Raw genomic sequence first — 26,173 nt, 5'->3', positions numbered from 1 at the left:
TAAACTTTCTCACATTTGATGTCTATTTGCGGAAGATTTCGTCGAAAACCTGGTTAGCGTTTCGCAGAAGAAGCAGGTGCAGCCAAAAGATCGCTTTCACCTTCCAGAGAGTGGAGATGATCCTTTTCGACATCGTTTGTGGTAGAATAGGAGCAGTGGATTCAGATGAATCGTAAAAACAACATGAATGGACAGGCATGCGCGCCTGCTTATTGTTTGAGAGAGGTGGAAACCACTTGCGTTCGCAATGGATCAAAATCGCGCAGACAGTACTGCTGTCTATCGGTATAGCTGCTCTGCTGGCGGCTTGCACCGTTTCGGAACAGCCCCAGGTGTCAGAGCCGCCACAGGAGCAAGAAGATAACGGGAATATGGGCCAGACATTAACTGTTGTCCCCCTGCAAACAGTACACAAGCTGCGGATACAGCAAAATATCAAATTCAGACCCGTTTAACCGATTTCCAGCTGCTGAACGGGAACGGCGGATTAGCATGGGGAGTGACGCGGAATGCCCTGCGTCTGTATTATACTCAGGATCAGGGGAGTACCTGGATTAACATCTCACCTTCGGAAAACGTACAGTTTCCGGCGAACCCGCAATATGGACAAAGCATTTATTTTGTTGACAGTACACATGGATGGATTGTTCGTGAAGGAATGGGCGGAACCGATACGATGGTTCTCCGGACCAACAACGGAGGAGCAAGCTGGAGCCTGTCCTCCTTGTCGAAGACGGATAAGGTGACTGCCATCACATTTGTATCTCCTGAAAAAGGCTGGATACTGACCACAGTGGATACTTCGATTGGCAAGCAAGACAAGAAATTGTATGTTACCGAAGATGGCGGTATTACCTGGAATCAGATGACGTCGAGTGACGAGGACGGCAAACCAGCATCTGCAGAGATTCCTACACGGGGTTATACGACAGGCATGACTTTCTCGGATTCGGATCACGGGTTCTTGACCGCTCTGGAGTTCGGTACACCGAAATTGTATGTTACATCTGATGGTGGCCAACATTGGAAGGCTGGACCGTCGTTCTTTGACCGAAACAAATTTAACGGGTGTGGTAATTTTAACATTAGCTCGCCGCAGTTTTTTGGTCGGGAAGCCCAGACAGCCTGGATGTCGTTATCCTGTTCTCAGGGGGAAAGTACCAAATTCAACGGGTTTTTCACAACCAATGGCGGAGAGAGCTGGCAATTATCAACGTTCAGTCTGAATAAACAAACCGGAATCAATCGTGGTCTGACTCCTACATTTCTGAACCCCTTGGAAGGCTGGGTCATGCAGAAAGGCAAGACATATTACACCAAAGATTCAGGTAAAACCTGGAAGGCACTTCCTGTAAGTAAAGTATTGGAAAACATTCTCGAAGACTACCCGGAGATCGTCAAGCTCCAGATGGTTTCTTCGAAACTAGGCTGGATTTTGGTCGAAAATACGGATGCCAAAAGATCACTGTTGCTACAAACCATGGACGGTGGAGTACGTTGGAAAGTACTATAATTGCGTTGAATTACAACGCTTTTTGAAGAGGAACCTGCGGGTTTCTTTTCATTTTAATTACTTTGTGAATTAAATCACAATAAATCCCTTCAAATGATGTTATATTGAATTCAAGAAGAGATGGGAGTGATGAACATGAGAACGAATGAACAAGCTCAATTCACGCAGGCGGACGAGTTAACCAGATACATGCTCCAATTATGCTACACATGTGATGATGCCAACCGTTGTACAACCGAGGAAGAAGTCAAAGCCTGCATGACAAAATATGCACAGGCAGATGAACCTGAACAGACGGATGGTGGAGAAGTAACACGCGGATACATGGACCTGATGTACGCTTAGTTATCAAAACAGATCAAAAAAAGCTGATATATCAACGTTTTGCCCCTGAAGTGCACCCCTTAGAATAGACATTGGAAAAACCCCTGGGTTTAGCCGATGAAATTCTAGGGGGTGTATTTTTTTGTGGCGATTAAGGGACAAAAGTTTAAAACGTATTCGGAGAAGATAAAAAATGAGGCTATTCGTTTGCATACGGTTGAGGGGTGGACTTATCGAAAGATTAATGAACATCTGGGGATTCATGATCCAGGACGAATGAAGCGCTGGATGCGAAAATATCGGGAATAAGGTGAGTTTGGACTGATGGATCAGCGAGGTCGACGTAAAGAATACTTGGATCAAGACCGCTTTGTACAAAAACTGAAACGGGAGAATGAGTTGCTAAAAAAGTGCTTGGTCATCTGGAAGGAGGAAGCAAACAAGAAAGATTTCAGATCATAGAAAAAGTAGCGGCATACGGTGATATCCAGAAACTTTGTAATGTGTTTGGCGTGTCACGGAGTGGATTTTATGCCTATGTAAAACGTAAACGATTCGATCGCGACGCAAAGGCGAAGAAACAAGTGCTTCAAACGTATCAACGATATGAAGGCAAATATGGTTATCGGCAGCTCCAGTTGTTCCTTTGGCAAGATCAGGGGATTTGGATGAACCACAAAAAGGTGCTCCGCCTGATGCAAATGCTCGGTATTCAATCTCGAATCCGTCGTAAACGGCGCTCCAGCAGCTCGTATACACCTGCGCAGCGTGTAGCAGAGGACCTCTTGAAGCGAGATTTCAGTGCAGAAAAACCGAATCAGAAATGGGTAACGGACATTACCCAGTATCGTGTGGGAGAGCGCTGGATATATCTTTCAGCCATAAAGGATCTGTTTAATAACGAAATTGTGGCTTACGAAATAGGCGAACGCAACGACAATGAACTGGTGCTTCGCACATTCAGCAAGGCGTTTGCGAAGCAAAAAGACGTGACCGGACTGGTCGTTCATAGCGACCAAGGATTCCAGTACACGTCTCATGCTTACCACGACATGCTGCCAAAGGTTGGCGCCCGAATCAGCATGTCTCGCCGAGGAAATTGTTATGACAATGCCTCGATGGAGAGTTTCTTCTCGCATCTCAAAACGGAAGGACTCTATCCTTATCATATCCGAACGCTTAGCGAAGCACAAAGCAAAATCGAAAAATATATCCGTTTTTACAACCGAAAACGGCCACAACGGAAACTAAAAAAACTGACGCCGGTAGAGTACCGACGCTAGTTTGCGGCCTAGGTTCTTTTTTAAAGTCTACTAAATGGGGTCTTGACCACCCCAATTGGTGGCTTTTTTATTTATAAAATCACATTTCATGCAGCACAGGGTGAAACTCAAATAAGTGAATCGGCGGTTGGCAAAAGCAACCGCCTGAAAAATTTGTCCGATAATTGTACCCTTTGGATAGCAAATCAATTCTTAATTATTGATCTGATTGATTAATAAGAACAAATCAACTTATTCCTTTTCACTGAAGAGCTGTCTTACTTCTTGTAAAGTGCTTAATGGGACCTTCTTCGCTACAATCAAACCCGCTGTTCAGTTTCGCCCTTTTTCCGGGCATATTTTGCATAAGTAATTTATACAAAACTGGAAACTCCATCTCCATTTATTTAGCGGCTAGTAACTTGGCAGCTACTTCTACTTCTTTATATGCATTTTGAAGGATTTCATCATGGTTAAGAATAGCTGTACCTTGAACACGGATGCTTTCAAAGTCCTCAATACCGATGAAATTGAACATCGATTTCAAATACTTATGTGAATATTCGACTTCAGTGTACCAGTCGTTATTTGTGTAAATGGATCCACTGGCTTGGATGACTACCATGCTTCTTCCATCTTTGAGTAGACCAACTGAACCTGTGTCTGTGTATTTGAACGTTTCTCTTGCAATCATAATATTATCCACATAATCCTTTAACTTTGAGGGAACGTTGAAATTGTGAAGTGGATAAACAATGACATATTTCTTGGCATTTTTGAACTGCTGAAGTATTTCGTTCATACGTACAGTAACTTCTATCTCTTCGGTAGATAGCGCTTCTCCTTTAGCTGATTTGCCCAGGCGCTTAAAACTGTTTTATCAATCATAGGTATAACATCTTCATACAAATTAATCTGTTCGATGACTTCGTCTTTAGCTTTGTTCTCCTTATATGTTTTTAAAAAATTATTAAATACATTTAAGCTGAAAGAAGACGTTGAATTTACTAAAGGATGTGCATTGATAACTAAAAGTTTACTCATAAGATATTCCCCAATAGTTTGTTTTATTGTCGACAAAGTTAATCGACGATTAATACAGTAGCTAATATATATCGTTCACAATCTTTTGTCAAATTATTCGAATTGGTTATTTTTAGGTGGTAGTTTTACAAAGTTACTTCAGATGCTTATAATATTGTTTTTGAAGGAAATAAAAAAGAATTGAAAGTGGGAGATTATATATGCAGTATAGTGTTATGGTCGAGTATGCTCTGCATAGTCTCGTTTACTTAGTAGATGCGCCAACAACAGATAGTATTGGAATTAAAGAACTTTCCGAATTTCAAGGTCTTTCTGAGACTTATCTTTCAAAAGTGTTTGGGAAATTGTCTAAAGTTGGAATCGTGAGTTCTGTGCCAGGCGTAAAGGGAGGATATAAACTTGCTAGGCCTGCTGAAGAAATTTCATTTTGGGATGTTATAGAGGCGGTAGAAGGAGTAAAACCTATATTTCAGTGTAAAAATATCTTGAGGAATCATTATTCATATCGTGATGATCAAGCGTGTTCTTCATGTTCCACCAATCCATCTTGCACTATAAATGTAACTATGCTTGAGGGAGAAAGTTATATGCGAGAGTTCTTTCGAGGTAAAACCCTATCGTGGTTAAATAGTGAATTGAACCGTGTACTTCCTGAAAAATCGCGAAGAGATAGTCAAGAATATTTTGGGAAATAAAACAAATAAGTAATTAAAAAACCTTTGATTGCGATGCTCTGGTATTATCCCCTTGAAGTAGGCACTTAAAGGGGATAATACCACCAATAGTGGGCTTTTTTTTATATGAAAAATTACATAGACAATAACATTGAGACCTTTTAACATACACTTTATAGCTTCGTCTATAGGTACGACTCTTATTGACGAAGTTGTTTTTGGAGGTGTTACCTGGATAACGAGGAAGAGTTCGATTATATTAGTTGCGGAGAGATGGGGTTAGCCATAGCACATATAGAAGGTTGAAGTGCGAACCAATTAAGATCAAAGCATCCACACTGGGGGTGGAAGTTTGAAAAGACATAGAGTTAAGTAAGGAATTTGTTTGCTAAATAACAAACGCCATTAAGGAGAGCTATTGAGTTCTAGCCCTCCTTAATGGCGTTTAATGAATTCAAAGATTGACATTGAACCTGAAATTAATCCACGATTATTTTGAGAAATTTATATTAATCATCGGAATAAACTGTAGCATTGAAACTTTCGGGACCCAGGCGCAAGTTACTAACATTGAAACTTGGATTATAGGTGAATGTAGCGTACACAGAATAGACAAGCTGACCATTCCCTGGTGGCATCACATTATAATCCGAACCGCTAAATCTGAATACGCAAGGACTAAAAAATGGGTTGGACAGAACGATTGTACCCGCACGATAAACAAGCTGTTGTGAACTGCTTAACCCTCGGTATACTTCTATGACGAGATTCCCGTTAACAGGCAGCTGATTTGCTGTGACTTCAATGATGCCCGAAAAAAGAGTTCGAATCAATGTTCCCGGGTTGCTAACTTGCAGGCCTACCTGTGCAAACAAGAGCGGGACTCCATTGGTAAAGCTTGGAGTAACAATGTTCTGACCATTGGAACCTTGAGAAGTCCTTGCATCTAATGTTTTAACCATGGGATGCCCTCCTTTCTCAGATGAGATCCGGTACTAAACAGATTTAATCGTCACTGTAAGTGACCGCATTGAAGCATTCTGGTCCAACACGTGTGGCTTGCTCCATTGGTGACACGGGAACAAATGTCAAATAACAAGAATAGATAAGTTGTCCAGACGGTGGGGCGGAGACATTATAATCGGAGCCTTCAAAACTTGCTAATATGCTAGCTTCAGCTGGGAATATAGGTTGAGAAACGACATAGATTGGCGTGCCTGTATGGGTGGAGCCTCTGAAAATTTCAATCAATATTGAAGAAGGTTGGGAAGACAAATTGGCCACCGAAATTCGATATGTGCCATTAAATTGAGTTCGAATCAATGTCCCTGGATTTGAAATATTAAGTCCTAGTATGCCTACCAAGGTGGGCGTGTTCTGAGCGAGGGGGACATTAAGCGGATTAACTCCGTTGGATCCTAAAGAGGTTCTGGCATCATGTGTACGAACCATAGTTTTTTCCTCCAATCTATTATTTTGAATATCATATGTAGCTAGATTGAAAGTGTTGTCCGCATAGTGGTAAGAAGTTTCTGTGAACTATTAAACAAAAACACCCTGCGGATAGACTTTTTACAGTGTCTATTCTATAGGGAATTAGAATAATGGGCTTTTCTTCATTTTAATTATTTCTTTCAATGCCATGCACTCATATAGTATGCAATCATAGTATATAGACAAGATCATTTTCTGAGAGGAGAGTTATTCTATTGCCAAACTCAACAGGCTTGCTCTATAACTCACCAACAGGTATGAATATGGCGACTCAGATTATTGTCACTTGTATAAACGACTCGCTTAATGTCCCAGTTAATATTGAGATTGAAGTTTTTAAATGGGACACAACACAATCCATGCGGATACCTATAGGACATGATTTGTTTCAACTTCTTCCTCAAGCCACTCGAAGTTTAATTTATGGGCTTACCAATGCTGCTTTTTACGAAATCCAGAGCGATTATTTCAGTGCGACCAGTACAATTATTAATGTTTACGGCGTCGACTCTACAGGTCAGGTCATACAACGTGTTCTTCAGTCAGAAATGTCGTTAATAGACCGATTTACTAATATTCCATAATAAAAGGAAGGTGATATCGTTGGCCGTTGTTAATATTACAGGAGCTTTGGGTGGTAGCCAATTCGAGCCTTCAATTGCAGTCAATACGCTGGATACTAATATCATGTGTGTTGTTGCAGTGGATACAAGTAGCGGACCGACCTTAATTGGATTTTATCGTTCCTTGAATGCGGGAAATACCTGGTCCACATCATTACTTCCTTTGCCTGCGGGATTTGCAGGTGCGGAAGCTCCAACTATAGATTACACCTTCCCAAGCACATTTATTGTAACTGCACACGTATTTAACGGCGATTTAGATGGTACCATAGTAAGTTATACTTCAGTAGATAACGGAGAAACTTGGGCTGCGCCAGTTATTGTGCAAAGAGGTTACGGAACCGTTGTTCATAACGATGAACCTTACATTGCCGTAGATCGTTCTCCCGGGAGCCCTTATCGAGGGAATGCCTATGTAGGTTACACTCCGCTTGCAACGACATCTTCTGCAACCTTTGTCCAGAGAACCCTTGATCAGGGAGCGAGTTGGGAACAACCCCCTAATCGTTTATCCGATCCGAGGGGAATCCATGATCGCTCATCAATTGCAATTGGTTTCTCTGGAGAGGTCTATGCCGGATATATCGTCACTGGTCCCGATAGCCCATCTGCCCTTTTACGTATCTCTTATAACGGTGGAATTAACTACGAACCACCTATAAATCGACAATCTACATTCATATCCTCCGTTGTACCAGCCCCATCCCCATTACCTGTACCGAATTACGCTTTTCGAGTGCAGACCAATCTGAGTCTAGGAGCAGACATATCGGTCGGACCTAACAGCGGGACAGTTTACGCTGTGTGGAATGATGCCAGAAATGGCTACACAGATGTACTGTTATGCCAATCTCCGGATGGGTTGTTATGGTCCGATCCTATAAGTATTACAGGAGCACCAGCAGGTTCACAAAATTTCTTTCCATCGATCACCGTATCTCCGTTTGCTGGAACAATTAGGGTTATATATTACTCCAATCGTATTGACGGTTTTTTATTGGATGTATATGTTGCAGAGTCTTTTGATGGAGGGATTACCTTTACCAATCGTAGATTGACTACGACTTCGTTTAATCCCAATGGAATATCACCCGTACCTACTGTGCTTATTGGGGATTATATTACTGCTGCAACCTCTGCACCAGACAATCTTGCCGCTGTTTGGATGGCTACCACGCCACCAACCGGAAAATTGGATGTATATTTCGGAACCTGAATTAAGGAGCTATCTCTCCAAAAAAATAATAAAACAGAGGATGCCTGGTTCAATGGACTGGGTATTTTTATCTGTTGAATAACGAAAACTGGAATAGTCTTTTTATCCCCGGTTAATTTGAACTCCAAATAACAATTTCCTTGTTCATGCGCATATATATTACAGAAGACGGGTCAAGACTCCGGCTGTCCTAGGTTTGATGAACGGAGGGGAGAGATATGGGCATTGAATCATCCTGGATGTTTGATTTTTTTGGAACCGTCTTTCCGGTAGTATTTGTCCTGATTATAGGTATTGTTCTGCTGTCGGTAGGGAAAGAAGTATGGAGATGGGGCCGCAATAACTCAGAACCTCTGCTTACCGTACCTTCACGTATTACCAGCAGGAGGATACAGATGAGTCAGTCGCACTCCGAACCAGGAAGTACAGCCCGTACGCTTTATTACATCACTTTTGAAGTGGAGAGCGGAGATCGTCTCGAATTCAAGGTGAATGGTGATGAGTACGGCTTGTGCGCTGAGGGAGATGAAGGTCGACTCTCTTTCAAGGGAACGCGTTATGTAGGCTTTGAACGCTACAATCGTTTGTATTCAGAGCGTGTACGCGGATAAACCGGCTGGCTTGCGCCACAGTGGCGTAAGCTTTTTTAATTTCTTTTAGGGACAAGCGTTTCTTAATGGGGCTAACGTGTATTTATATAAGAAGAGACTTAGTTCAATTTTATGGTCCATAATCAGTGAGTTGTATGTAAACTTATATGATGAAAGGACTATCTCAATAGAGGAGGAAATGATGATGTCATTTACAGATCAAGTCGTGGTTGTGACTGGAGCAGCCCAGGGAATCGGGCGAAGCGTGGCTGAGGCCTATGCGGTTGCAGGGGCTAAAGTCGTACTTGCCGACTATCAGGAAGCGGAAGGGGCAGCGGCGGCAGCTTCCATTCGTAATGAAGGCGGAGAAGCCATTTTTGTCCAGTGTGATGTACGTCAAGAGAAGGATATAACGAATCTCATTCAAACTACAATAGACGAATTTAAACAGATTGATGTGCTCGTCAACAATGCAGGTGTTTCCAGATGGAAGTCTCCCTATGAGCTAACGCTGGAAGAGTGGGACGATATACTCAATACAAATGTGCGAAGTTGCTTTCTCGCAAGCCGGGAAGCGGCCAAACATATGAAGCACAACGAAAATGGTGGGGCAATCGTGAACATGGCCTCAACACGTGCGATTATGTCAGAGCCGGAAACAGAGGCCTATGCCGCTTCCAAGGGTGCGATCGTGGCGTTGACACATGCGATGGCGGTCTCATTGGGCAAGGACCGAATTCGGGTCAATTGTATCAGTCCGGGATGGATTGAGACAGGAAATGTTGAGAAATTGAAGCCAGAGGACCATGAACAACACCCGGCAGGACGTGTGGGCGTTCCTTCGGATATCTCCCGCGCTTGTTTATATTTGTCCGATCCAAGCAATACCTTTGTCACGGGGACCAACCTGATTATTGACGGGGGCATGACTCGAAAAATGATATATGAGGACTAGTACCGGGATTTATCCGGTCGATTGTAAACTTTTGAAAACATAGCAGAAATAAGCCCAAGTTAAGCACTTGGGCTTATTTGTTTTTGATAACTCGGTTGCTATAATAAATGTGATTTTACCACAGTACAGGAATGGAGGAGAATATGTTCGGGAACTCATCCCGGAAAGTGTTTTGGCTATTACTGCTGATTGGAGGGATTATAATGACAGGCTTTGAATCTACTGCTGATGCTGACGCAGATATACGAGCAGCCTGGGTATGGCAGGCCAAGTCTGTCAGTGATGGAGGAAATGAGCTGCTGGAGAATGCAGCTAAACATAAGATTAACAGGCTGTATGTGAATGTGGATATGAATCTGTCACAGGAGGTCTATCATACGTTTATATCCAAAGCCAGCAAGGCTGGAATTGCAGTTGAAGCTCTTGGAGGAGATCCGTCCTGGGCAGTGAGTGGTCGTGAAGGTCCGATGCTCAAGCTGGCGTCCTGGGTGAGCAATTATAATCTGGCTGCAGAGCCGGAAGAGCGATTTGACGCCATACACCTGGATATCAAGCCCTATGTACTGCCACAGTGGAAAGAAGATGCCAAGCCGCTGGTGCAATCCTGGGTTGCCAATATGAAGCTATTACAGGAAAACGTGAACCAGGCCGGGGCGGTTGAAGTGAATGTTGACTTGCCTTTTTGGCTGGATTCTTACACCGTGACGGGCAGCAGAACGACTGATGATGCGGATAACGAGTCATTGTCACACTGGTTTATCGGGCAATTTGATCATATTACGCTGCTCGCTTATCGTGATAGTGCGCAAGGAAACAATGGAATTATACGTTTGGTAGAACAGGAAATGATATGGGCCGACGCCAGAAATGGTTCTATTACCGTTGGGGTAAACACCAAGCCGATGCCTGGGGAAGAGTTCACTACGTTTGCCGGCAAAGGTGCAACGCAATTGGAGAGTGTGGTAAAGGAGGTAGCCTCGGCATTCACGAATCATGCTTCCTACGCAGGTTCGGCTGTGCATGACATCGTGTACTGGGGGCAGCTGGAGCCAGAGGAACAGCCTGAACCCGAGAAACCGACCAATCAACCGGAAATTCGGGGAACCTACATCTGGCAAGCTTCTCAGGTTACGCATGACGGGGGAGACCACATTCTGGAGTTCGCCAAAGCGCAAAACATTAATTGGTTATACGTGAGGCTTGATCTGGATCAACCGTATTCCAGTTATCGCAGTTTTGTGAAACGTGCTCAGGCTCAAGGGATTGAGGTCCATGCCATGGGTGGCCATCCGATCTGGGGCAAAAAGGAGAACCGGCCACGGATACAGCGCTTGATCGATTATGTGAAAAATTATAATGCTGAATCTGAACCGGATGAACGTTTTAAGGGCATCCATCTTGATATCGAGCCATACACCCTACCTGAATGGGAATATGATCGGGATACATTGCTGACCGAATGGGCGGCCAATATTGCTTATTTCCATGATGAGACGAAAAAGGACAGTGATCTGGAAACGAGTGCCGATCTGGCCGTTTGGCTCGATACGTTCCCGTTACCGGGGAAAGACATGTCTGTCAGTGAATACATGATCACAACACTGGATCACGTATCTCTAATGGCATTCCGTAACATTGCTGAAGGCTCCAATGGAATTGCGGACGTCGTTAGTCAGGAAATGAAAATCGCGGACCGTCTGGGTAAATCACTTTTGATCTCGGTGGAGATGAAAGAGAATTTTGAAGGCAGACATATTTCATTTTATGATAAAGGAGCAGCGGAAATGGAACGTCAGCTCGCTCTGCTTCCAGATCTGTTGAGCGAGTATAAAGCCTACAAAGGCAATATTGTTCATGCTTACGATTACTGGATTCAAGCCAAGCCCTGAATAGGCAGGTTATATAGGAAATGTTTTGTCTCGGGACTTCACATAGGGTGAGGTTCCGGGCTTTTTTTTATAACAAAATGTGAAATTGTGTCACCGAATGGGCGTCTGCACAATACGATATACGGTGATGAGAGGTTCAACAAGGGAGGAAACAGGATATGGCTGTTATTAAAGCCAACTCGGAAGACGTCAAGCTGCTCGCTAGGCTGATGAGAGCGGAGGCTGAAGGTGACGGCGAACAAGGCATGCTGCTTGTAGGCAATGTAGGTGTAAACCGGGTGCTGGGTGATTGCTTGGATTTCGGTGATATTCGGGATATTAATCGAATGGTATTTCAGAATCCGGGTGGCTTCGAGTCCACGCAAAAAGGGTACTTCTACCAACGGGCAAGACAATCGGAAATACGCCTGGCACAGCGTGTCATTAATGGCGAACGCTTCTGGCCAGCCAGCAACTCTCTGTGGTTTTTCCGTCCAGTGGGAGAATGTCCACCAACTTGGTATGACCAGCAAAATACAGGCCGCTTCAAGGCGCATTGTTTCTTCAGTCCAACAGGCGAAGACTGTCCAACCGTATATTAAATTTTGGGAGGAATCACAATGATTAATCAGCCTTATCAACAAACACAAGTTATGGGCCAGCAGGCCAATTCGCAAGTTATGGGCCAACAGGCCAATTCGCAAGTGCAAGGAACGTCTTATAAAATCGGTAACGGTATGCCCATGATGTCGCCAACACCAGGCATGGTCTCACCTAGCTCCACAGGCGGCGTACCTCCGCTCGTATCTAGCGGTGCCCCAATGACTCCAACGGGTGGTGTAGTAACAACAACTGCGCCGCAGTTTGAACAGTCCTATATCGAAAATATCCTGCGGCTCAACCTGGGCAAATGTGGAACATTCTACATGACTTACGAAGGTAACAAAGAGTGGAACGCCCGTATTTTCCAAGGCATACTGGAAGCAGCTGGTCGTGACCATATCATTATCAGTGACCCGAACAATGGAAAACGGATTATACTTTTGATGGTCAACTTCGACTACGCTACATTCGATGAGCCGTTGTTGTATCAATATCCAGGTGTGATCGGGAACTATCCGCAACAACCAAGCAGACGCTAATCTGTAGCGAAAAACAAAACATAATATAACATGACCCTACACAGGCTGTCTCGAATGTGGATGTTATTCCGCAAACGGGACGGCTTTTCCTATATTATGATATAGAACATCAATTTAAATAAAATAAAAACACAGTTGAAAGTAACCTTTTTCTCAGATCAGGGCACTTAAAGATAAATACATCATGCAGCAAGTACAAAGGAAGGAGCAAACACATTGAAGAACTTGATCGATGGAGCAATTCGGGGAAAGCCGAGGCTTACGAACAGCTGATGACGCAATTTCGCGGAATGGCACTGGCTGTCGCCTATCAAAAATTAGAGGACATGTTCCTGGCCGAAGATGCCGTTCAAGAGGCGTTCACAGAGGCCTTTGCCAATCTGTCCAAGCTGGACAATCCGGATGCTTTTCCCGGGTGGTTCAAAGTCATTGTGGAGAGACAGTGTTATCGTCAGCTCAGGCGTAAACAACATGCCACTGTTCCGGTTATGGAAATTCAGGATCTATTCCAGGAAGAGGATCAGGCTCATAATCCTGAAGAACAGGCTTTGAAAGGTGAGGTGCATCGTCTCCTGCGAGAATCAATTTCGATTTTGCCATCTTCCATGCAGCTTGCGGTTGAACTGTTTTACTTTCAAGGCTATTCACTCAAGGAAATGTCGGAATACCTCGGGGTCAACGTTCCGGCGCTTAAAAAACGGCTGTATGATGCCAGGTCCAGGCTCAGACGTTCACTGCCTGTGGCGGATGTAATTTCAGTATTTAGTGATCTATATGAAGGAGGAAAAGGGATGCTTCACATTATGAATGGTGACCATGCGGCAGATCGATTAAGACAAAGCGGGATTAAAGGTGAGATTCTGGTCTGGCGAGAGCTCTATACATTTGGACCGTTAACGAGAGAAATGGGGAATGAGACGGCACGAAGTGAACGTGCACAGTGTTTGGAGCAGCACTTGGGTATACCACAGACTGAATATTTGAAAATTAAGGAACTTGAGCAAACGTTACAATCATTCCATCAATACAAAGAGATCGTTCTGTGGTTTGAGTATGATCTCTACGATCAGGCGATGCTATCGTACTTGCTGCACTATTTCAAGGAAAAGGATCTACGTGACACGAAGCTGAATCTGTTATGTATCGATGCCTATCCGGATATTGAACATTTTCGGGGCCTGGGGCAACTCACACCATCACAGATCGGACGTTTATCAGGTACCTGGCACGTGATGGGGGCAGAGGAAATCCATGCTGGTAGCGAGTTTTGGACAGCGTATGCATCATCTGACATTCAGGATCATAGGGACTACTTGCTGAAAAACACATCGGTGCTCCCTTTTGCACATGCTGCATTCAAGGCCCACCTGTCCCGTCTGCCTTCTGTATCGAACGGATTGGGCACAATTGAGCAATCCACACTGGAGGCCGTGAGAGAGGGCGTGAACAGCCCTTATCCATTGTTCAAGCATGTTGGAGACCAACTGCATATTCTGGGAATGGGTGATCTGGAGTACTGGGCTCATCTGAAGAGAATGACGGAGGAACCTCATGCATTACTTCAATTAAGCGGTGTACAAGCGTTTCCTGATTTTCAGCAGCAGCATGACGATTTCCGTCACAGTGTCTTGTCTCTGACCGATCTGGGTGTTCAGGTGCTGAATGAAGAAGTAGATTGGACACTGTTAAGAAATGATAAGTCCTGGATTGGTGGTCTTCAGATTGGTGAAGGAAATGACACGCCTTGGCGCTGGGACACCGTTAATGAGACCATAGTGATCCTGTAGAGGTGAGATGGCAGTAGAAGCAGAATAAAAGCAAAGCAATAGAAGCCGTAGAGCAGCAGATAAGCGTGCTGTCCAATTGTCATCCATAGCGTCATGAAAAAGAGTATCCCGCCGCCATGCCTGAACATGAGCGAGGATACTCTTTGTTTACTCAACCTTTTTTTACTTGGATGCATCCAACTTCAATGCGGTTACCATCTTGCGGAATACATCCGTATTATCGAGATAACCGGTAAACAGACGAGACCCGGGTCCCGAGGCATTGATTGGCACATCGTCGAATGTGTGTACTTCCTGGCCTTCATCATGAGGCAGGTTACCCGTATAGTGCACACCGTTCGGATCCTTATCCGGGTTGGCGATATACCAGGTTTTGTCCTTCACGTTAGGGTCCTGAATGGTGGGACTAATTGGCACCGGATTGGCAAGATAATCCTCATTATTGTCCGGCATATTGCCCCAGCCTACAGCAATTTTCCACTCGGAGTCCGGGTTGTCCGGGAAGCCATCGCCGTCTTCATCCACATATGTCGGAAATTTGGAATCCGCATATGTGCCGATCAATTCACGGAGCTCGTCGCCTGATTTTCCTTTGGCAGCTTCCGTGTTATACGTTCCGTTAAGCGTAAGGGAATGACCGTGGTCTGATGTAACGATAATGAGCGTATCCGGATGTTCCTTCGCGTAGGCCTTAACACGACCGACCGTTTGATCGAATTCAATCGCATCCCATATCGAGCGTTCAAAATCCATGGTGTGAGCCTGTTTATCAATGGATGCGCCTTCGACCATCAGGAAAAATCCGTTTTTATTCTGCTCCAGCACCTGGAGGGCAGTGTCGGTCATTTCCATCAACGTTGGCTGATCCGTATCCTTGCCTACAATTTCTGCGTTGTTAGGCTGAGTATATTCCCGGTCATAATATACGTTCATGTTGCCTTTGCGGAATAAGCCAAGCAATGATTTGGTAGAGGCGGACTTGTCCAAGTTCGTTGCATCTGTAACGTAGGTATATCCTTCTTTTTTGAACTCCTCCACAATATTACGTCCATCTTTGCGTTTTCCACCATCATTCGCTGGAAGGAACCATTCCAGTCCACCACCCAGAATAACATCCGGTCGGTTGGCTTCATTCAGATACATGCTGGCGATTGCTTCTTGTTCCCGCGCTTACGTGTGTGTACGGCCATCGCTGCCGGTGTGGCATCCGTTACATCCGCAGTCGTTACAAGGCCGGTAGCCATGCCACGTGTCCGTTTGACCAGCTCGACGATGTTTTCCACCTTTGGATCGTCAAAAGGATCTGGCGTATTGTCCGGGTAGACACCCTCGGCATTGACAGCCGTTTTGTGACCAGTTGCATAAGCGGAAGCACTATTGGCCGAATCGGTGACGATGGAATCCATACCTGACGTGGTGACCATACCCATGGCCTCCATTTGTTCCATCTCCAGCCAGCCATTGAATTTGCCTTCGTGAATGCCCTTGGATACCACGCGAGCAGCGGTGCGAATATTCGCGCTCATGCCATCACCAATCATCAGAACGACATTTTTGGCCTGCTCACCATTTGTCAGTGTGGCTGTATCTTTGGAAGGATCGAACACTTGGTATACGACCCGTGAATATGTGCGCTTACCTGTAGCAGTCGTTTCGGCGGTTACCACAATGGAATCGCTCTCATGAAAGGTAACATCCCGAATAGTGTACTCTGTGCTCAGATCGTTACTGCTTGTCCATGTACCGGATTTACCGAAGTATTTGTCTGGTGACAAACCATTAATCTGGATTTTGATATCCCCGGATTTCAGCTTGGCCCCATTCAATTCAACCCGGAAATCCAGTTTTTGTCCTGCCAGAATCTGAGCACGGTCAATAGGCAGAATGGTAAATGCGGCAGGTGCCGTCTGTTGCTGTGAAGAAAGGGGTTCTGCATGAACTTGCCAAGGCACTGCTGTAATTGCGACAGCTGCACTAAGCAGCAACGCGTTCCATTTCATTGCATGATTAATTTTCAATGTGCATACCTCCGAAATCAAATTGTTGTTCTAATTGGAAGTATATAGCTGATTTATCATCTGAGCGTAAGAAAAAGGTTAAACTATAAGCAAGAAGATGCATATGTTTATTAGTAAAACGTAAAAAAAACTGCGAAATCGGTACATTTGTTAACGAAATAGCCCGTAAGCATCATTTCGTTGTCATAGGACACGGATTGACTGTGTAGTGTAGAATTATATAATAAAAGAAGCATATCCTTGTTATTCGACAGAAGAAGGTGGAGGTGAACGCATTGGGAAGTTGAAACTGCATATGAGCGGCAGAATGGCAAATATCCTACATTTTCGAAGGAGGTGGACCTATTTGCCGAAGAATGACGGCGAATAGGATGATAATTTGAGTGACCCCTTACCGAGTATATTAAATTTATTTTTAATTGCTTTGCTTGTATTGATGAATGGTTTCTTTGTCTCGGCAGAATTCGCGATGGTCAAAGTTCGTGGCAGCCGGATTGAAGCTTTGGTGGAAACAGGCAACAAAAATGCGATGTATGCTTCCAATATTGTACGCAACCTGGATGCTTACCTATCCGCTTGCCAATTGGGCATAACGCTTGCTTCACTTGGACTCGGGTGGCTGGGAGAGCCGGCGATTGCTCACCTGTTAGAGCCCATGTTTACTGCATTTGGAATCGGTCCGGTATACGTACACGGGATTTCCATTGCGATTGCTTTTGTTATTATTACAATTTTGCATATTGTACTCGGGGAACTTGCTCCCAAGACGATGGCAATCCGCAAATCAGAGACGATTACGTTATGGTCTGCGGCGCTGCTTACGTTCTTTTACAAATTAATGTATCCCTTTATATGGGCATTGAATGGCATGGCGAACAGCCTGCTGAGAGTGTTTCGCATGGCACCGGCCTCGGAACATGACTCGGCGCATAGTGAAGATGAAATACGCATTCTGATGAAAGAAAGCAATAAGAGCGGTTTAATTGACAATACTGAATTGGCGCTTGTTGATAATATATTTGATTTTACGGCAACAACCGCCCGTGAAATTATGATTCCGCGGACGGAAATGATCTGCCTGAATGCCAATCAGTCCATGCTGGAAAATCTGGAAATCGCTAGTGAAAGCATGCGTACCCGTTATCCGGTATATAACGGTGACAAAGACCATATTATCGGTTTTATTCACATTAAAGACCTGATGCGGTCACAGCTTACAGATACTATTTCGGTGATTCGACCGATTCTAGCGGTACCCGATTCTACCCCGATCAGTGACCTGCTCAAGCGGATGCAGCGCAGCAAGACACAGATTGCCATCCTGATTGATGAGTACGGAGGAACCTCCGGCCTTGTGACGCTGGAAGATATCATGGAAGAGATCGTGGGCGAGATTCAGGACGAATTTGACCAAGAACGTCCTTCCATTGAGAAAGTGGATGAGATGGAGTACTCCATTGACGGCCTTATGCTGATTGAAGAGGTTAGTGAGCGCTTTGGGCTGGATATGGACCGGGCGGATTATGATACGATTGGCGGCTGGTTATACTCCAGAGTAGAGGCCATCCCTCCAGAAGTGGGGCAGTCGGTAGAGTATGGCGGATATGTCTTTGTTATTCAAGAGACCGAGCATAAGCGGATTTCACGTGTAAATGTGATTAAGCTGGAACTGATGGTTGAAGGCGAAGGAGCCTGATCAAGGTATCATTTTTGGGTGACAGGAGATTCCGATCTATAGAGAAGCCGTGCGGTGGATGATTTCACTGTGCGGCTTTTGTTTTGCCCTTTAATGGTTACAGGCAGCAGGTTCCTGAGTATTGGAACATAGGGACGAACCATTTTGTAGCCCGTCAAGGTAGCTGATGATGGGACGTATAACTTTCACGCGAGAATCAATTCATATAGACGTTATCTAGTGGATACGGAATGGAATATTTAGGTTTCATCCATTCTGGAAGTATTCACCCAAAGATGCATTAAAGAACCAAAAGACGCTGCCAACATGAATGTCGGAGCGTCTTTTATTTTTTTTGAAACCTTCAAACCCCTACATCCGTTTAATATTTACACAAAAACAAAATTTGGAAGTGAAAGGTGGATACATATGCGGAATTTGAGAATAACGTCCATGCTGAAAGTCATGATTGTTGCAGCACTATCAGCACCTATGTTCCTTGCCATACCAACAACCACTGGGGTAGCTGTCGCCAGTCCAAGTATCAAACCTCACGCACTTACTCCACCACCACCGCCATTGGAACCAAGTATTAATACACTGTCTTCTCCAAAATATATCTATCAGGCAGTGGGGACGGTTACACCTGGAGGCGGGTTGACTGCGATTGTAAATACAACGACAACGACCTTCTCGGAAATGAAATCACTGCAAGTCGATTATCGACTTGAGCGCTGGACGGGATCAGCCTGGATACTTTTCCAATCCGGTTCCAAGAAGAAAACACAAACTCAGTCCCTCAATGCCCAATCGAGCTGGACCGTTATAACCGGATATTACTATCGAGTCGTCAGTCTTCACACGGCCGATGACGGGGTCAAACCTGAGACAACAACACATATTTCAAGCAACGTGTTATTTTAATTTATTTTTGGGTACTGCCCGGAAATTTTTGTTCTTGCAGGTCATTGGCAATAGCAGTCATTTCCTCTTCCGAGACAGTCCCGAATAAGCTCATGTTTACAGAACCCATCATCCATTGAAAGGTATTATAGGGGGGCCCGAGGTACATAAAAGCATCGCTGCCATCTGCTAATTTGACGATACTTGTTTCGCGAAGCATGGGCCCCTCAATGACCTGACCCGGCATAACATAGGCATAATCAAACTGAATGATTTCTTCTTCACCATTTTTGCCGACACCAGTATAACGAACTCTCATGCGTTCAGATTCATAATAATCCTCCGGATTGACGGGATTGAGGGTGTCCAGCATAAGTTCATATTTAATCTTTGTAAACCGCTCGGGTATGGCTTTTGACAGCAAAAAGTCACCCTTAAATCCTGAGCGTGCGATATCCTTTGTTACTACAATAGGTTCAAGCAAGTATGATTCCTCATAGAAGGGGAGTACAATCTCATCTTCTGGTATGTCTCCGGAATAGAATTTGGGAGCTTCATTGATTCCCCGTTCAGGAGGCGGGGGGTCTTGGCTGTAGATGGATCAGCACCCAACTGAGTTGTACGATCTTCGATAACAATGGATTTTACGCCATTACCCCACTCCTTAACTGATTGAACAAAGGGGGAAACAGCTTGTGTCCCGGAAGGCAGACTGAAGATGACGGCGCCGATGGTCACGGACGCAGCCACAATGACAGATAATCGTATGGTGCGCATTCTTTTCTTGCGCGCGCCAATTCGGGCGATTTCCTTTTGAACTTGGAGCCAGGATTGACGCATGGGTTCGGTGTTGGACACAGTCGGGGTGGCAGATACAGCCTGATGGAAAGCTTCGTCAAAAGCCATATCAAACGCGGCATCGAAAAATTCGTCTTCCAGCTCTGAATCAAATGAATCAATATGCTTATCGGACTTGCCTTTGCTCAATACTTCCACCCCATTCCTTATGTAATTTCTTCTTGATACTTCCGCGGGCTCTGAACAAACGTTGCTTCACAATTTCTTCGGATGTATCAAGTAGATCGGCCATTTCCCTATAGGAAAGACCTTCTTTCCAGCGCAGCTCTACGAGAACACGATATTCCGGTTTAAGCTGTTCCAGATAGAACTCGATGGATTCCTGCATCATTTGAGTTTCCACCGTGCTCTCCACGGAAGCTGCCGTCTGATTAATTGTCTCCATATCTATAAAAACACTATCCGTATCGAGTTGGTTACGGTTATTTTTATTTTTTCTCAGATAATTAATAGCGGTATTCCGTGTGACAACCTTCAGCCATGCTTTCAGTTTGACTTCGTTGTCGAAGATCGGTTTGTTTTTAATGATTTTGATAAAAGCTTCCTGGATGATATCTTCTGCTGCTGCACGTTCTTTGATGATGTAAACGATGAGACCATGAACCATATTATAGTATTCGTAGTACACTTCTTCTTGAAGCTGAGGGCCCAAATTATGGAAATCCGAGGCTAAGAGTAATTGGAGCCGATTGGCCATGATGTTCTCCTTTCTGGTGAACAATCCACAAACATTGGTATCATTTCATTTTACAACATTATATGGAAGCGATACAATGGGAGGTTAGTCCGACAGAAGCAGAAAAAATATATTCAAAATAGAGAGAGGCTGCTCACTAACCAGTAAATCATGGTCAGAAGGGCAGCCTCTATGTGTTATCTAATAATCGTAGTAGAACAGATATAAATGGCTTAGAAAGCCCAGTCGCCGTTCAGGAAGATGGCTTCACGCTCACCATTTGCCGTCATCCCGTAAATATTCGTTTCCGATGAACCCATCATGAAGTCCACGTGTGTAATGCTGGAGTTCATGCCGCGAGCTGCAAGCTCTTCAGTAGACATGGTCTTGCCGCCATCGATATTGAAGGCATAGGAACTGCCAATCGCGAGGTGACAAGAAGCATTCTCATCATATAGCGTTGTGTAATAGAGAATACCACTTTCCGAGATTGGAGAATGGAAGGGCACCAAAGCGACCTCGCCGAGATAATGCGAGCCTTCATCCATATTGATGAGTCTTTCTAGTGTATCCTGACCTTCTTCGGCGTGGAAATCAATGATGCGCCCATTCTCAAACGTAAGGGAGAAGCGATCAATGATGCTTCCGCCGTAACTAAGCGGTTTGGTGCTGGAAACTGTGCCGTTCACTCCATATTTGGCTGGCGCAGTGAACACTTCCTCTGTCGGAATGTTGGCCACAAAACGGGTACCTTGTTCGTTAATACTTCCCGCCTGCGCCCAAATGTGCCCTTCAGGAAGATCAACGGTAAGGTCGGTCCCCGGTGAGACAAAATGCAGAGCTTTATATTTTTTACTGTTCAGGGCAACTGCTTTGTGCTCCAAACGTTCAATATGCTGCTCCCAAGCCGCAACAGGATCTTCCAGATCGGCTCTTACAGCGGCAAAAATGGCTTCCCAGAGCTGTTTCATCTGCTCGGCAGGGGGAAGATCAGGGAAGACCTTTGCGGCCCAATCCAGTGAAGGACAGGCCACTCCTGTCCAGCTCATTTGTCGGCCTGCTGATACTGACGGTATTTGGACATGGCCTGACCATATGTACGCTGGTGGGTGGAAATACGCTCCGGATCGATGCCTTTCAAGAGGTCGGGGCTGGATGACAAAACGGTCAAGAACGCAGCATCGTTCGCTGCCAGCTCCTCAAGTTCAGCGGCATGCCATTTCGGCGGGTCTTGGAACGAATCCTCGGGCGCCATTTCAAACCGCAGCCGATTGACTGTTTCGTCTCCATACTTGACGATGACTTTCTTTGCTCCTGCCTCGTAACCTTTGCGTACCAACAAACGCACAAATTCAGCTGTATCAATCATGGCGCTGATAACAAAGATTTGTCCGGGTTGAACATTAGCGCCTACTTTTACGGCTAGTTCAGCATAACGATCCAGTTTCTGTTCAAAACTCAACATATCAGGTTCCTCCATATCATGAATGACCCGCATACGCAGGAAAAGAGAGGAGTGATCCTCTCTCTCAATTCACCGTTTATTTAATTGTACTGTTTAAATTAGAAAGCCCAGTTGCCTTGCAGGAAGATTGGCTCTTCACTACCTTCAGAAGTGACACCGTGAATGTTCATTTCTCCTGATCCAATCATGAAATCCACATGAGTGAGACTGGAGTTCATGCCATGGTTGATCAATTCCTCTTTGGACATCGTTTTGCCGCCTTCCAGACAGAAGGCATACGCATTACCGATCGCCAAGTGGTTGGATGCATTTTCATCAAAAAGGGTGTTGTAGAACAAAATATTCGTATCGGAAATCGGCGATTGATGTGGAACAAGAGCTACCTCGCCGAGATAATGCGCACCTTCATCCATTTCAATCAAGCTTTTCAGTGAATCGAGTCCCTGTTCAGCAGTATAATCAACAATCCGACCATTCTCGAAAGTGATGGAGAAGCCGTCGATCAGGTTACCGCCATAACTCAGTGGCTTGGTGCTGCGAACTGTACCGTTAACTCCGGTCTTTAGTGGAGCGGTGAACACTTCCTCAGTAGGCATATTGGCAACGAACACATGTCCCTGCTCATTAATGCTGCCACCGGATACCCACAGATGTCCTTCTGGAAGCTCGATAGTCAGGTCTGTGCCAGGGGCAGTATAGTGTAGCTTTTTGTATTTCTTCTCGTTGAGCAGATCAGCACGGGAGTCGAGATTCAGCAAATGTGTTTTCCATTCCGCGACAGCATCCTGCTCACCAATGCGAACGGTTTTGAAGATAACATCCCACAATTTATCGATTTGCTGCTCAGCCGGAAGATCAGGGAATACTTTCGCTGCCCATTCAGGGGAAGGAACTGCCACAATGGACCAGCTGAATTTATCTGCCATCTGATAGGAACGATATTTCTCCATTGCTTTACCGCGAACTTTCTGACTAGTCACGATCCGCTCTTGAGGAACACCCGCAAGCAGGTCCGGATTTTCTGCGATAACGTGCAGAATGGCGGCACCTTCTTCTACGAGTTCGGTCATTTCGCCTGCAAACCATTTTGGTTCAATGGAGAAGGATTCCTCTGGTGCGAGATCATAGTGAAGACGTGTGATAACTTCATCACTCCAGTTTACTTTGACCAGCTTGGCACCTGTGCCATAAGCGGCTTTGACAATCAGGCGCACAAAATGTGCTGCCGAGATTGGTGCGTTCACGACGAGAGTCTGCCCAGGATGGACATTGACACCAACTTTGACAGCCAGTTCGGCATATTGTTGTAAATTCGTTTCGAAATTGTTCATGCTATTTTTTCCTCCCGTTTGTTATAATATCGTAGCTGTTTGTTATTATAGTCCTCATTACAGGTATGTAAGGAGTCAGTATGGTTCCCTCATTGAATAAGGTATACGTTGCTACGATATATATTGTACAATTAACCAATAATAATTACCAAACTAGGTTTACCATAAATTGTGGAGACCTGCAACAGATGAAAGTTTAAAGGAGAGAACGATTGTGAATATTGAGATTATTCGTGCAGAGATGCGTCGTGAAGATGAGAAGAATTTTGTAGGGAATACGGTTTTTCGTGCAGAAGGCGAAAAGTCAGTTTATGAAATTACGTTTATGAGCAAGAACGGCAAGGATTGGGACTATAGTCTTCATTTCACTGAACAATCCGGTGATGAAGAGGAATTGCTGCGTATGGACGAGCTGTTGGAAAACGATGATGATATGTACAATCAGTTGCTTGATGCGGCACTGGAAGCATATCCGGCGTAACTGTCCGAGATATTGTTGTTCTATTATGGAATGTAGCTGATTATACTAGACGGTGTATGCCTGAAACAGGGTGTCCACCGTCTATTTTATTGGTATGAAGGAATAGATGCTCCAGAAAAAGGGAAGTCTACGACAGATGAATGGAACCAGAGAGACAATCCGCCTGAATGGGAGGTAACCGTGAATGGCATCTGACAATTTGATTACAGCAGGAATGACGGGACTTGAAGCAGTCGGGCACGATATCCTCAGTCTGCGTACACTATTCGTTAATGTTGTGTTCATCGGTGAGCCGGGAAGCAGGAACTGGGTGCTCGTGGACACTGGAATGGCAAGTTTCACGGATCAGATACTTCATGTGGCATCAGAGCGTTTTCCAGGTCCGCCGTCGGCGATTATTTTGACACATGGTCACTTTGATCACGTGGGGACCGTCATTGAACTGGAACAATTCTGGGGTGTTCCGGTGTATGCACATCCGCTGGAATTACCTTATTTAACAGGTGTAAAGGATTACCCTCCTGCCGATCCTTCCGTAGGTGGCGGTTTGATGGCACGATTGTCATTTGCATATCCCAATGAAGCTATTAATCTGGATGATCGGATATTCAGTCTGCCTGAAGACCATTCAATTCCAGGTGTCTCTGGATGGGAATGGCTTCATACACCCGGTCATACACCGGGGCATGTCTCGCTATTTCGGAAAGAAGACCGTATCCTGATTGCCGGAGACGCGATTGTCACCGTGAAGCAGGAGTCGCTCTGGAGTGTGCTGCTTCAGGACAAACAGTTGCACGGTCCACCCGCATATTTTACAACGGATTGGCAAGCAGCCCATCGATCGGTTCAGATTATTCGAAGACTGGAGCCATTAGTCGCCGTTACCGGGCACGGGCATTCCTTAACTGGCGAAATGCTGAAGGATTCGCTGGAGAGACTCGATCTGGATTTCGAACAGACCGCCGTACCGGATCACGGCAAATATGTGGATTAATAAAGCCGATGCCAGACATGGCATTCCAGTATAATCTGGTGTGATTCCAATATGGCAGTATACATGGATGAAGACAGCCACGGAGCTTCGTAGCTGTCTTTTTTGTCATTCCATCATGAATTTGTTCTCTATCATAGATTGGTATTTTATGCGCGGTCATGATATAGTCGAGCCGTATAATATAACCTTAGTATGCAGGAGGTACATATAACGATGACACAGCAAAATGCAGCTTTCGAAGAACAATTTGGAGGTATACCTGCCGTCTGGCTTCGCTTTAATCAATTCGAAGCGGCAGTCCTTCCGAGCGTGGGTGCTAACCTTGTCGCGTTCCGTGATACAGAGCAAGGATTCCGGTATTTGCGTGAGCCAGACCTGGAACGTATGGACGAGTTTATGGCTGCACCTGCCGTATACGGAATTCCGATTCTTTCCCCACCCAATCGTTATGAGGATGGTCGCTTCCCCTGGGATGGTGAAGTCTATCAACTACCTATAAACGAACCGGCTACAGGCAACCATTTGCACGGATTCCTGCATAACGTCGAGTGGAAGGTGGAGGGCTATGGATCTGACGAGCTGGAGAGTTACGTTCTGCTTAGTCAGGAAGTGAAGGATGGACATGAGTTCTACAAATACTTGCCATTCACTTTCACTGTGACGCTCCGTTACTCACTGAGCAGCCTGGGACTTCAGCAGCAATTGAATGTCCGCAATAACGGAAAGGAACGTATGCCGAATTTGTTCGCATTCCATACAGCTATTAGCGTACCTTTTGCACCGGAAAGCCAGGCATCCGATTACACGGCCAAAGTAACAATTGGTCAGCGTCGTGAATTGAACGAACGTTCTTTGCCTACGGGACAATTTCAACCGCTTACACCGGAGGAAGAGCAATTAAAGGGTGAAGGGGTTAGTCCGTTTTTTGCAGCTATGGACAACCACTATACGGCAGAACCGCAGAATGGGCGTAACTATATGGAGCTTACCGATCATCGCACCGGTGACAAGCTGGTGTACGATGTAGGGACGTCCTACAAGCACTGGATGATCTGGAATAACAACATGGCTGGTGATTTCTTCTGCCCTGAGCCACAGATGAACCTGGTTAATGCTCCGAATGTACAAGGCATTCCTGCTGAAGAGATCGGTCTTATCGGTCTTGAGCCGGGTGAATTATTCGAACAAACCAGTCGTCTGTACCCAATCAAGCCGTAAAAATAAACGTCCGCACATTTTGCGGCACGCTTACAATTTTGTCGAAAAGGTGAAAATCTAGC

The 26,173-nt window shown here is 45.0% G+C and carries 25 protein-coding genes and 3 pseudogenes; 19 read left to right on the top strand and 9 right to left on the bottom strand.

Annotation, left to right across the window (positions count from 1 at the left end):
* Positions 1 to 236: 236 nt before the first annotated feature.
* The 5 genes from ACTWJ7_RS19425 to ACTWJ7_RS19405 all read left to right on the top strand — a co-directional run bounded on the left by ACTWJ7_RS19425 (position 237) and on the right by ACTWJ7_RS19405 (position 3,120).
* The gene (locus tag ACTWJ7_RS19425; protein ID WP_443145784.1) at positions 237 to 455 is read left to right on the top strand and encodes a hypothetical protein; all 219 of its coding nucleotides are present in this window, start codon (positions 237 to 239) and stop codon (positions 453 to 455) included.
* A 44-nt stretch (positions 456 to 499) separates the two neighbouring features.
* A complete protein-coding gene (locus tag ACTWJ7_RS19420) occupies positions 500 to 1,513 on the top strand; it encodes a WD40/YVTN/BNR-like repeat-containing protein (RefSeq protein WP_443145783.1) in 1,014 nt (337 codons plus the stop codon).
* 135 nt (positions 1,514 to 1,648) lie between these two features.
* Positions 1,649 to 1,858, top strand: coding sequence for a hypothetical protein (locus ACTWJ7_RS19415; RefSeq protein WP_301878576.1), 210 nt, complete (start codon positions 1,649 to 1,651; stop codon positions 1,856 to 1,858).
* A 123-nt stretch (positions 1,859 to 1,981) separates the two neighbouring features.
* On the top strand, positions 1,982 to 2,146 hold the full coding sequence (locus ACTWJ7_RS19410) for a hypothetical protein (RefSeq protein ID WP_443145782.1): 165 nt from the start codon (positions 1,982 to 1,984) through the stop codon (positions 2,144 to 2,146).
* 101 nt (positions 2,147 to 2,247) lie between these two features.
* On the top strand, positions 2,248 to 3,120 hold the full coding sequence (locus ACTWJ7_RS19405; protein ID WP_301878573.1) for an IS3 family transposase: 873 nt from the start codon (positions 2,248 to 2,250) through the stop codon (positions 3,118 to 3,120).
* A 382-nt stretch (positions 3,121 to 3,502) separates the two neighbouring features.
* On the opposite strand, the pseudogene ACTWJ7_RS19400 reads toward ACTWJ7_RS19405, so the two are convergent.
* Positions 3,503 to 4,143, bottom strand: a pseudogene (locus tag ACTWJ7_RS19400) (FMN-dependent NADH-azoreductase).
* A gap of 200 nt (positions 4,144 to 4,343) precedes the next feature.
* On the opposite strand from ACTWJ7_RS19400, the gene ACTWJ7_RS19395 reads away from it, so the two are divergent.
* Complete coding sequence (locus ACTWJ7_RS19395) at positions 4,344 to 4,838, top strand: RrF2 family transcriptional regulator (RefSeq protein WP_079344578.1); 495 nt, start codon at positions 4,344 to 4,346, stop codon at positions 4,836 to 4,838.
* A gap of 488 nt (positions 4,839 to 5,326) precedes the next feature.
* Here ACTWJ7_RS19395 and ACTWJ7_RS19390 read toward each other — a convergent pair whose 3' ends face one another.
* Both ACTWJ7_RS19390 and ACTWJ7_RS19385 read right to left on the bottom strand, forming a co-directional pair.
* On the bottom strand, positions 5,327 to 5,779 hold the full coding sequence (locus ACTWJ7_RS19390) for a hypothetical protein (protein WP_079344579.1): 453 nt from the start codon (positions 5,777 to 5,779) through the stop codon (positions 5,327 to 5,329).
* 43 nt (positions 5,780 to 5,822) lie between these two features.
* Positions 5,823 to 6,269: a hypothetical protein gene (locus ACTWJ7_RS19385; protein ID WP_301878570.1), complete on the bottom strand. Its 447-nt coding sequence runs from the start codon at positions 6,267 to 6,269 to the stop codon at positions 5,823 to 5,825.
* Between the two features lie 257 nt (positions 6,270 to 6,526).
* Between ACTWJ7_RS19385 and ACTWJ7_RS19380 the strand changes: the two genes are divergently transcribed.
* From ACTWJ7_RS19380 to ACTWJ7_RS19345, 8 genes are all read left to right on the top strand, one after another.
* Positions 6,527 to 6,895, top strand: coding sequence for a hypothetical protein (locus ACTWJ7_RS19380; protein WP_301878569.1), 369 nt, complete (start codon positions 6,527 to 6,529; stop codon positions 6,893 to 6,895).
* 19 nt (positions 6,896 to 6,914) lie between these two features.
* Positions 6,915 to 8,150, top strand: coding sequence for an exo-alpha-sialidase (locus ACTWJ7_RS19375; RefSeq protein WP_301878568.1), 1,236 nt, complete (start codon positions 6,915 to 6,917; stop codon positions 8,148 to 8,150).
* A 218-nt stretch (positions 8,151 to 8,368) separates the two neighbouring features.
* The gene (locus ACTWJ7_RS19370) at positions 8,369 to 8,761 is read left to right on the top strand and encodes a DUF2500 domain-containing protein (RefSeq protein WP_024632039.1); all 393 of its coding nucleotides are present in this window, start codon (positions 8,369 to 8,371) and stop codon (positions 8,759 to 8,761) included.
* Between the two features lie 184 nt (positions 8,762 to 8,945).
* Entirely contained in the window at positions 8,946 to 9,695 is a 750-nt protein-coding gene (locus tag ACTWJ7_RS19365) for an SDR family NAD(P)-dependent oxidoreductase (protein ID WP_301879531.1), read from the top strand.
* 203 nt (positions 9,696 to 9,898) lie between these two features.
* A complete protein-coding gene (locus tag ACTWJ7_RS19360; protein WP_301878567.1) occupies positions 9,899 to 11,584 on the top strand; it encodes a hypothetical protein in 1,686 nt (561 codons plus the stop codon).
* A 158-nt stretch (positions 11,585 to 11,742) separates the two neighbouring features.
* Positions 11,743 to 12,165 (top strand): cell wall hydrolase, encoded by a 423-nt coding sequence (locus ACTWJ7_RS19355; protein WP_063563952.1) that lies wholly within the window; start codon positions 11,743 to 11,745, stop codon positions 12,163 to 12,165.
* A gap of 18 nt (positions 12,166 to 12,183) precedes the next feature.
* A complete protein-coding gene (gene gerQ, locus ACTWJ7_RS19350) occupies positions 12,184 to 12,705 on the top strand; it encodes a spore coat protein GerQ (protein ID WP_443145781.1) in 522 nt (173 codons plus the stop codon).
* Between the two features lie 272 nt (positions 12,706 to 12,977).
* Positions 12,978 to 14,492: a sigma-70 family RNA polymerase sigma factor gene (locus ACTWJ7_RS19345; protein WP_443145780.1), complete on the top strand. Its 1,515-nt coding sequence runs from the start codon at positions 12,978 to 12,980 to the stop codon at positions 14,490 to 14,492.
* Between the two features lie 162 nt (positions 14,493 to 14,654).
* Here the strand turns inward: ACTWJ7_RS19345 and ACTWJ7_RS19340 are convergent.
* Positions 14,655 to 16,018, bottom strand: a pseudogene (locus tag ACTWJ7_RS19340) (alkaline phosphatase).
* Positions 16,019 to 16,889: 871 nt separating this feature from the next.
* Between ACTWJ7_RS19340 and ACTWJ7_RS19335 the strand changes: the two are divergent.
* Together ACTWJ7_RS19335 and ACTWJ7_RS19330 are read left to right on the top strand one after the other, a co-directional pair.
* Complete coding sequence (locus ACTWJ7_RS19335) at positions 16,890 to 18,206, top strand: hemolysin family protein (protein WP_443145779.1); 1,317 nt, start codon at positions 16,890 to 16,892, stop codon at positions 18,204 to 18,206.
* A gap of 408 nt (positions 18,207 to 18,614) precedes the next feature.
* A complete protein-coding gene (locus ACTWJ7_RS19330) occupies positions 18,615 to 19,109 on the top strand; it encodes a hypothetical protein (RefSeq protein ID WP_079344586.1) in 495 nt (164 codons plus the stop codon).
* A 1-nt stretch (position 19,110) separates the two neighbouring features.
* On the opposite strand, the gene ACTWJ7_RS19325 is transcribed toward ACTWJ7_RS19330, so the two are convergent.
* From ACTWJ7_RS19325 to ACTWJ7_RS19305, 5 genes and pseudogenes are all read right to left on the bottom strand, one after another.
* Entirely contained in the window at positions 19,111 to 19,572 is a 462-nt protein-coding gene (locus ACTWJ7_RS19325; RefSeq protein ID WP_443145778.1) for a hypothetical protein, read from the bottom strand.
* Positions 19,554 to 20,075 (bottom strand): hypothetical protein, encoded by a 522-nt coding sequence (locus tag ACTWJ7_RS19320; RefSeq protein ID WP_443145777.1) that lies wholly within the window; start codon positions 20,073 to 20,075, stop codon positions 19,554 to 19,556. The genes ACTWJ7_RS19325 and ACTWJ7_RS19320 overlap by 19 nt, the downstream gene beginning before the upstream one ends.
* Positions 20,053 to 20,643 carry an RNA polymerase sigma factor gene (locus tag ACTWJ7_RS19315; protein WP_024632024.1) on the bottom strand — a complete coding sequence of 197 codons (591 nt, stop codon included), beginning with the start codon at positions 20,641 to 20,643 and terminating at the stop codon, positions 20,053 to 20,055. Before ACTWJ7_RS19315 ends, ACTWJ7_RS19320 begins: the two co-directional genes overlap by 23 nt.
* Before the next feature lie 212 nt (positions 20,644 to 20,855).
* A pseudogene (locus ACTWJ7_RS19310) lies at positions 20,856 to 22,087 on the bottom strand (aminopeptidase).
* Positions 22,088 to 22,185: 98 nt separating this feature from the next.
* On the bottom strand, positions 22,186 to 23,418 hold the full coding sequence (locus tag ACTWJ7_RS19305; RefSeq protein WP_301878557.1) for an aminopeptidase: 1,233 nt from the start codon (positions 23,416 to 23,418) through the stop codon (positions 22,186 to 22,188).
* A gap of 214 nt (positions 23,419 to 23,632) precedes the next feature.
* Between ACTWJ7_RS19305 and ACTWJ7_RS19300 the strand changes: the two genes are divergently transcribed.
* From ACTWJ7_RS19300 to ACTWJ7_RS19290, 3 genes are all read left to right on the top strand, one after another.
* A complete protein-coding gene (locus ACTWJ7_RS19300; RefSeq protein ID WP_024632021.1) occupies positions 23,633 to 23,899 on the top strand; it encodes a hypothetical protein in 267 nt (88 codons plus the stop codon).
* 184 nt (positions 23,900 to 24,083) lie between these two features.
* Positions 24,084 to 24,893: an MBL fold metallo-hydrolase gene (locus ACTWJ7_RS19295; RefSeq protein WP_024632020.1), complete on the top strand. Its 810-nt coding sequence runs from the start codon at positions 24,084 to 24,086 to the stop codon at positions 24,891 to 24,893.
* Between the two features lie 213 nt (positions 24,894 to 25,106).
* Positions 25,107 to 26,111, top strand: a complete 1,005-nt coding sequence (locus ACTWJ7_RS19290; RefSeq protein WP_079344590.1) for an aldose 1-epimerase — start codon at positions 25,107 to 25,109, stop codon at positions 26,109 to 26,111.
* The last annotated feature ends 62 nt before the right edge of the window (positions 26,112 to 26,173 follow it).

It is taken from the genome of Paenibacillus sp. 1A_MP2 (genome assembly GCF_052244825.1).
GTDB lineage: Bacteria > Bacillota > Bacilli > Paenibacillales > Paenibacillaceae > Paenibacillus > Paenibacillus vandeheii.
Note: the sequence above shows the minus strand (reverse complement) of the source record. Positions and strands in the feature narration are given on the sequence as shown.

Bases quoted from the DNA above. Each gene is read 5' to 3' on its own strand.
- ACTWJ7_RS19390 (WP_079344579.1), bottom strand. From the start codon at position 5,779: ATGGTTAAAACATTAGATGCAAGGACTTCTCAAGGTTCCAATGGTCAG.
- ACTWJ7_RS19370 (WP_024632039.1), top strand. From the start codon at position 8,369: ATGGGCATTGAATCATCCTGGATGTTTGATTTTTTTGGAACCGTCTTT.
- ACTWJ7_RS19360 (WP_301878567.1), top strand. From the start codon at position 9,899: ATGACAGGCTTTGAATCTACTGCTGATGCTGACGCAGATATACGAGCA.
- ACTWJ7_RS19295 (WP_024632020.1), top strand. From the start codon at position 24,084: ATGGCATCTGACAATTTGATTACAGCAGGAATGACGGGACTTGAAGCA.
- ACTWJ7_RS19290 (WP_079344590.1), top strand. From the start codon at position 25,107: ATGACACAGCAAAATGCAGCTTTCGAAGAACAATTTGGAGGTATACCT.
- ACTWJ7_RS19345 (WP_443145780.1), top strand. From the start codon at position 12,978: ATGACGCAATTTCGCGGAATGGCACTGGCTGTCGCCTATCAAAAATTA.
- ACTWJ7_RS19330 (WP_079344586.1), top strand. From the start codon at position 18,615: ATGCGGAATTTGAGAATAACGTCCATGCTGAAAGTCATGATTGTTGCA.
- ACTWJ7_RS19415 (WP_301878576.1), top strand. From the start codon at position 1,649: ATGAGAACGAATGAACAAGCTCAATTCACGCAGGCGGACGAGTTAACC.
- ACTWJ7_RS19315 (WP_024632024.1), bottom strand. From the start codon at position 20,643: ATGGCCAATCGGCTCCAATTACTCTTAGCCTCGGATTTCCATAATTTG.
- ACTWJ7_RS19395 (WP_079344578.1), top strand. From the start codon at position 4,344: ATGCAGTATAGTGTTATGGTCGAGTATGCTCTGCATAGTCTCGTTTAC.
- gerQ (WP_443145781.1), top strand. From the start codon at position 12,184: ATGATTAATCAGCCTTATCAACAAACACAAGTTATGGGCCAGCAGGCC.
- ACTWJ7_RS19385 (WP_301878570.1), bottom strand. From the start codon at position 6,269: ATGGTTCGTACACATGATGCCAGAACCTCTTTAGGATCCAACGGAGTT.
- ACTWJ7_RS19305 (WP_301878557.1), bottom strand. From the start codon at position 23,418: ATGAACAATTTCGAAACGAATTTACAACAATATGCCGAACTGGCTGTC.
- ACTWJ7_RS19365 (WP_301879531.1), top strand. From the start codon at position 8,946: ATGTCATTTACAGATCAAGTCGTGGTTGTGACTGGAGCAGCCCAGGGA.
- ACTWJ7_RS19355 (WP_063563952.1), top strand. From the start codon at position 11,743: ATGGCTGTTATTAAAGCCAACTCGGAAGACGTCAAGCTGCTCGCTAGG.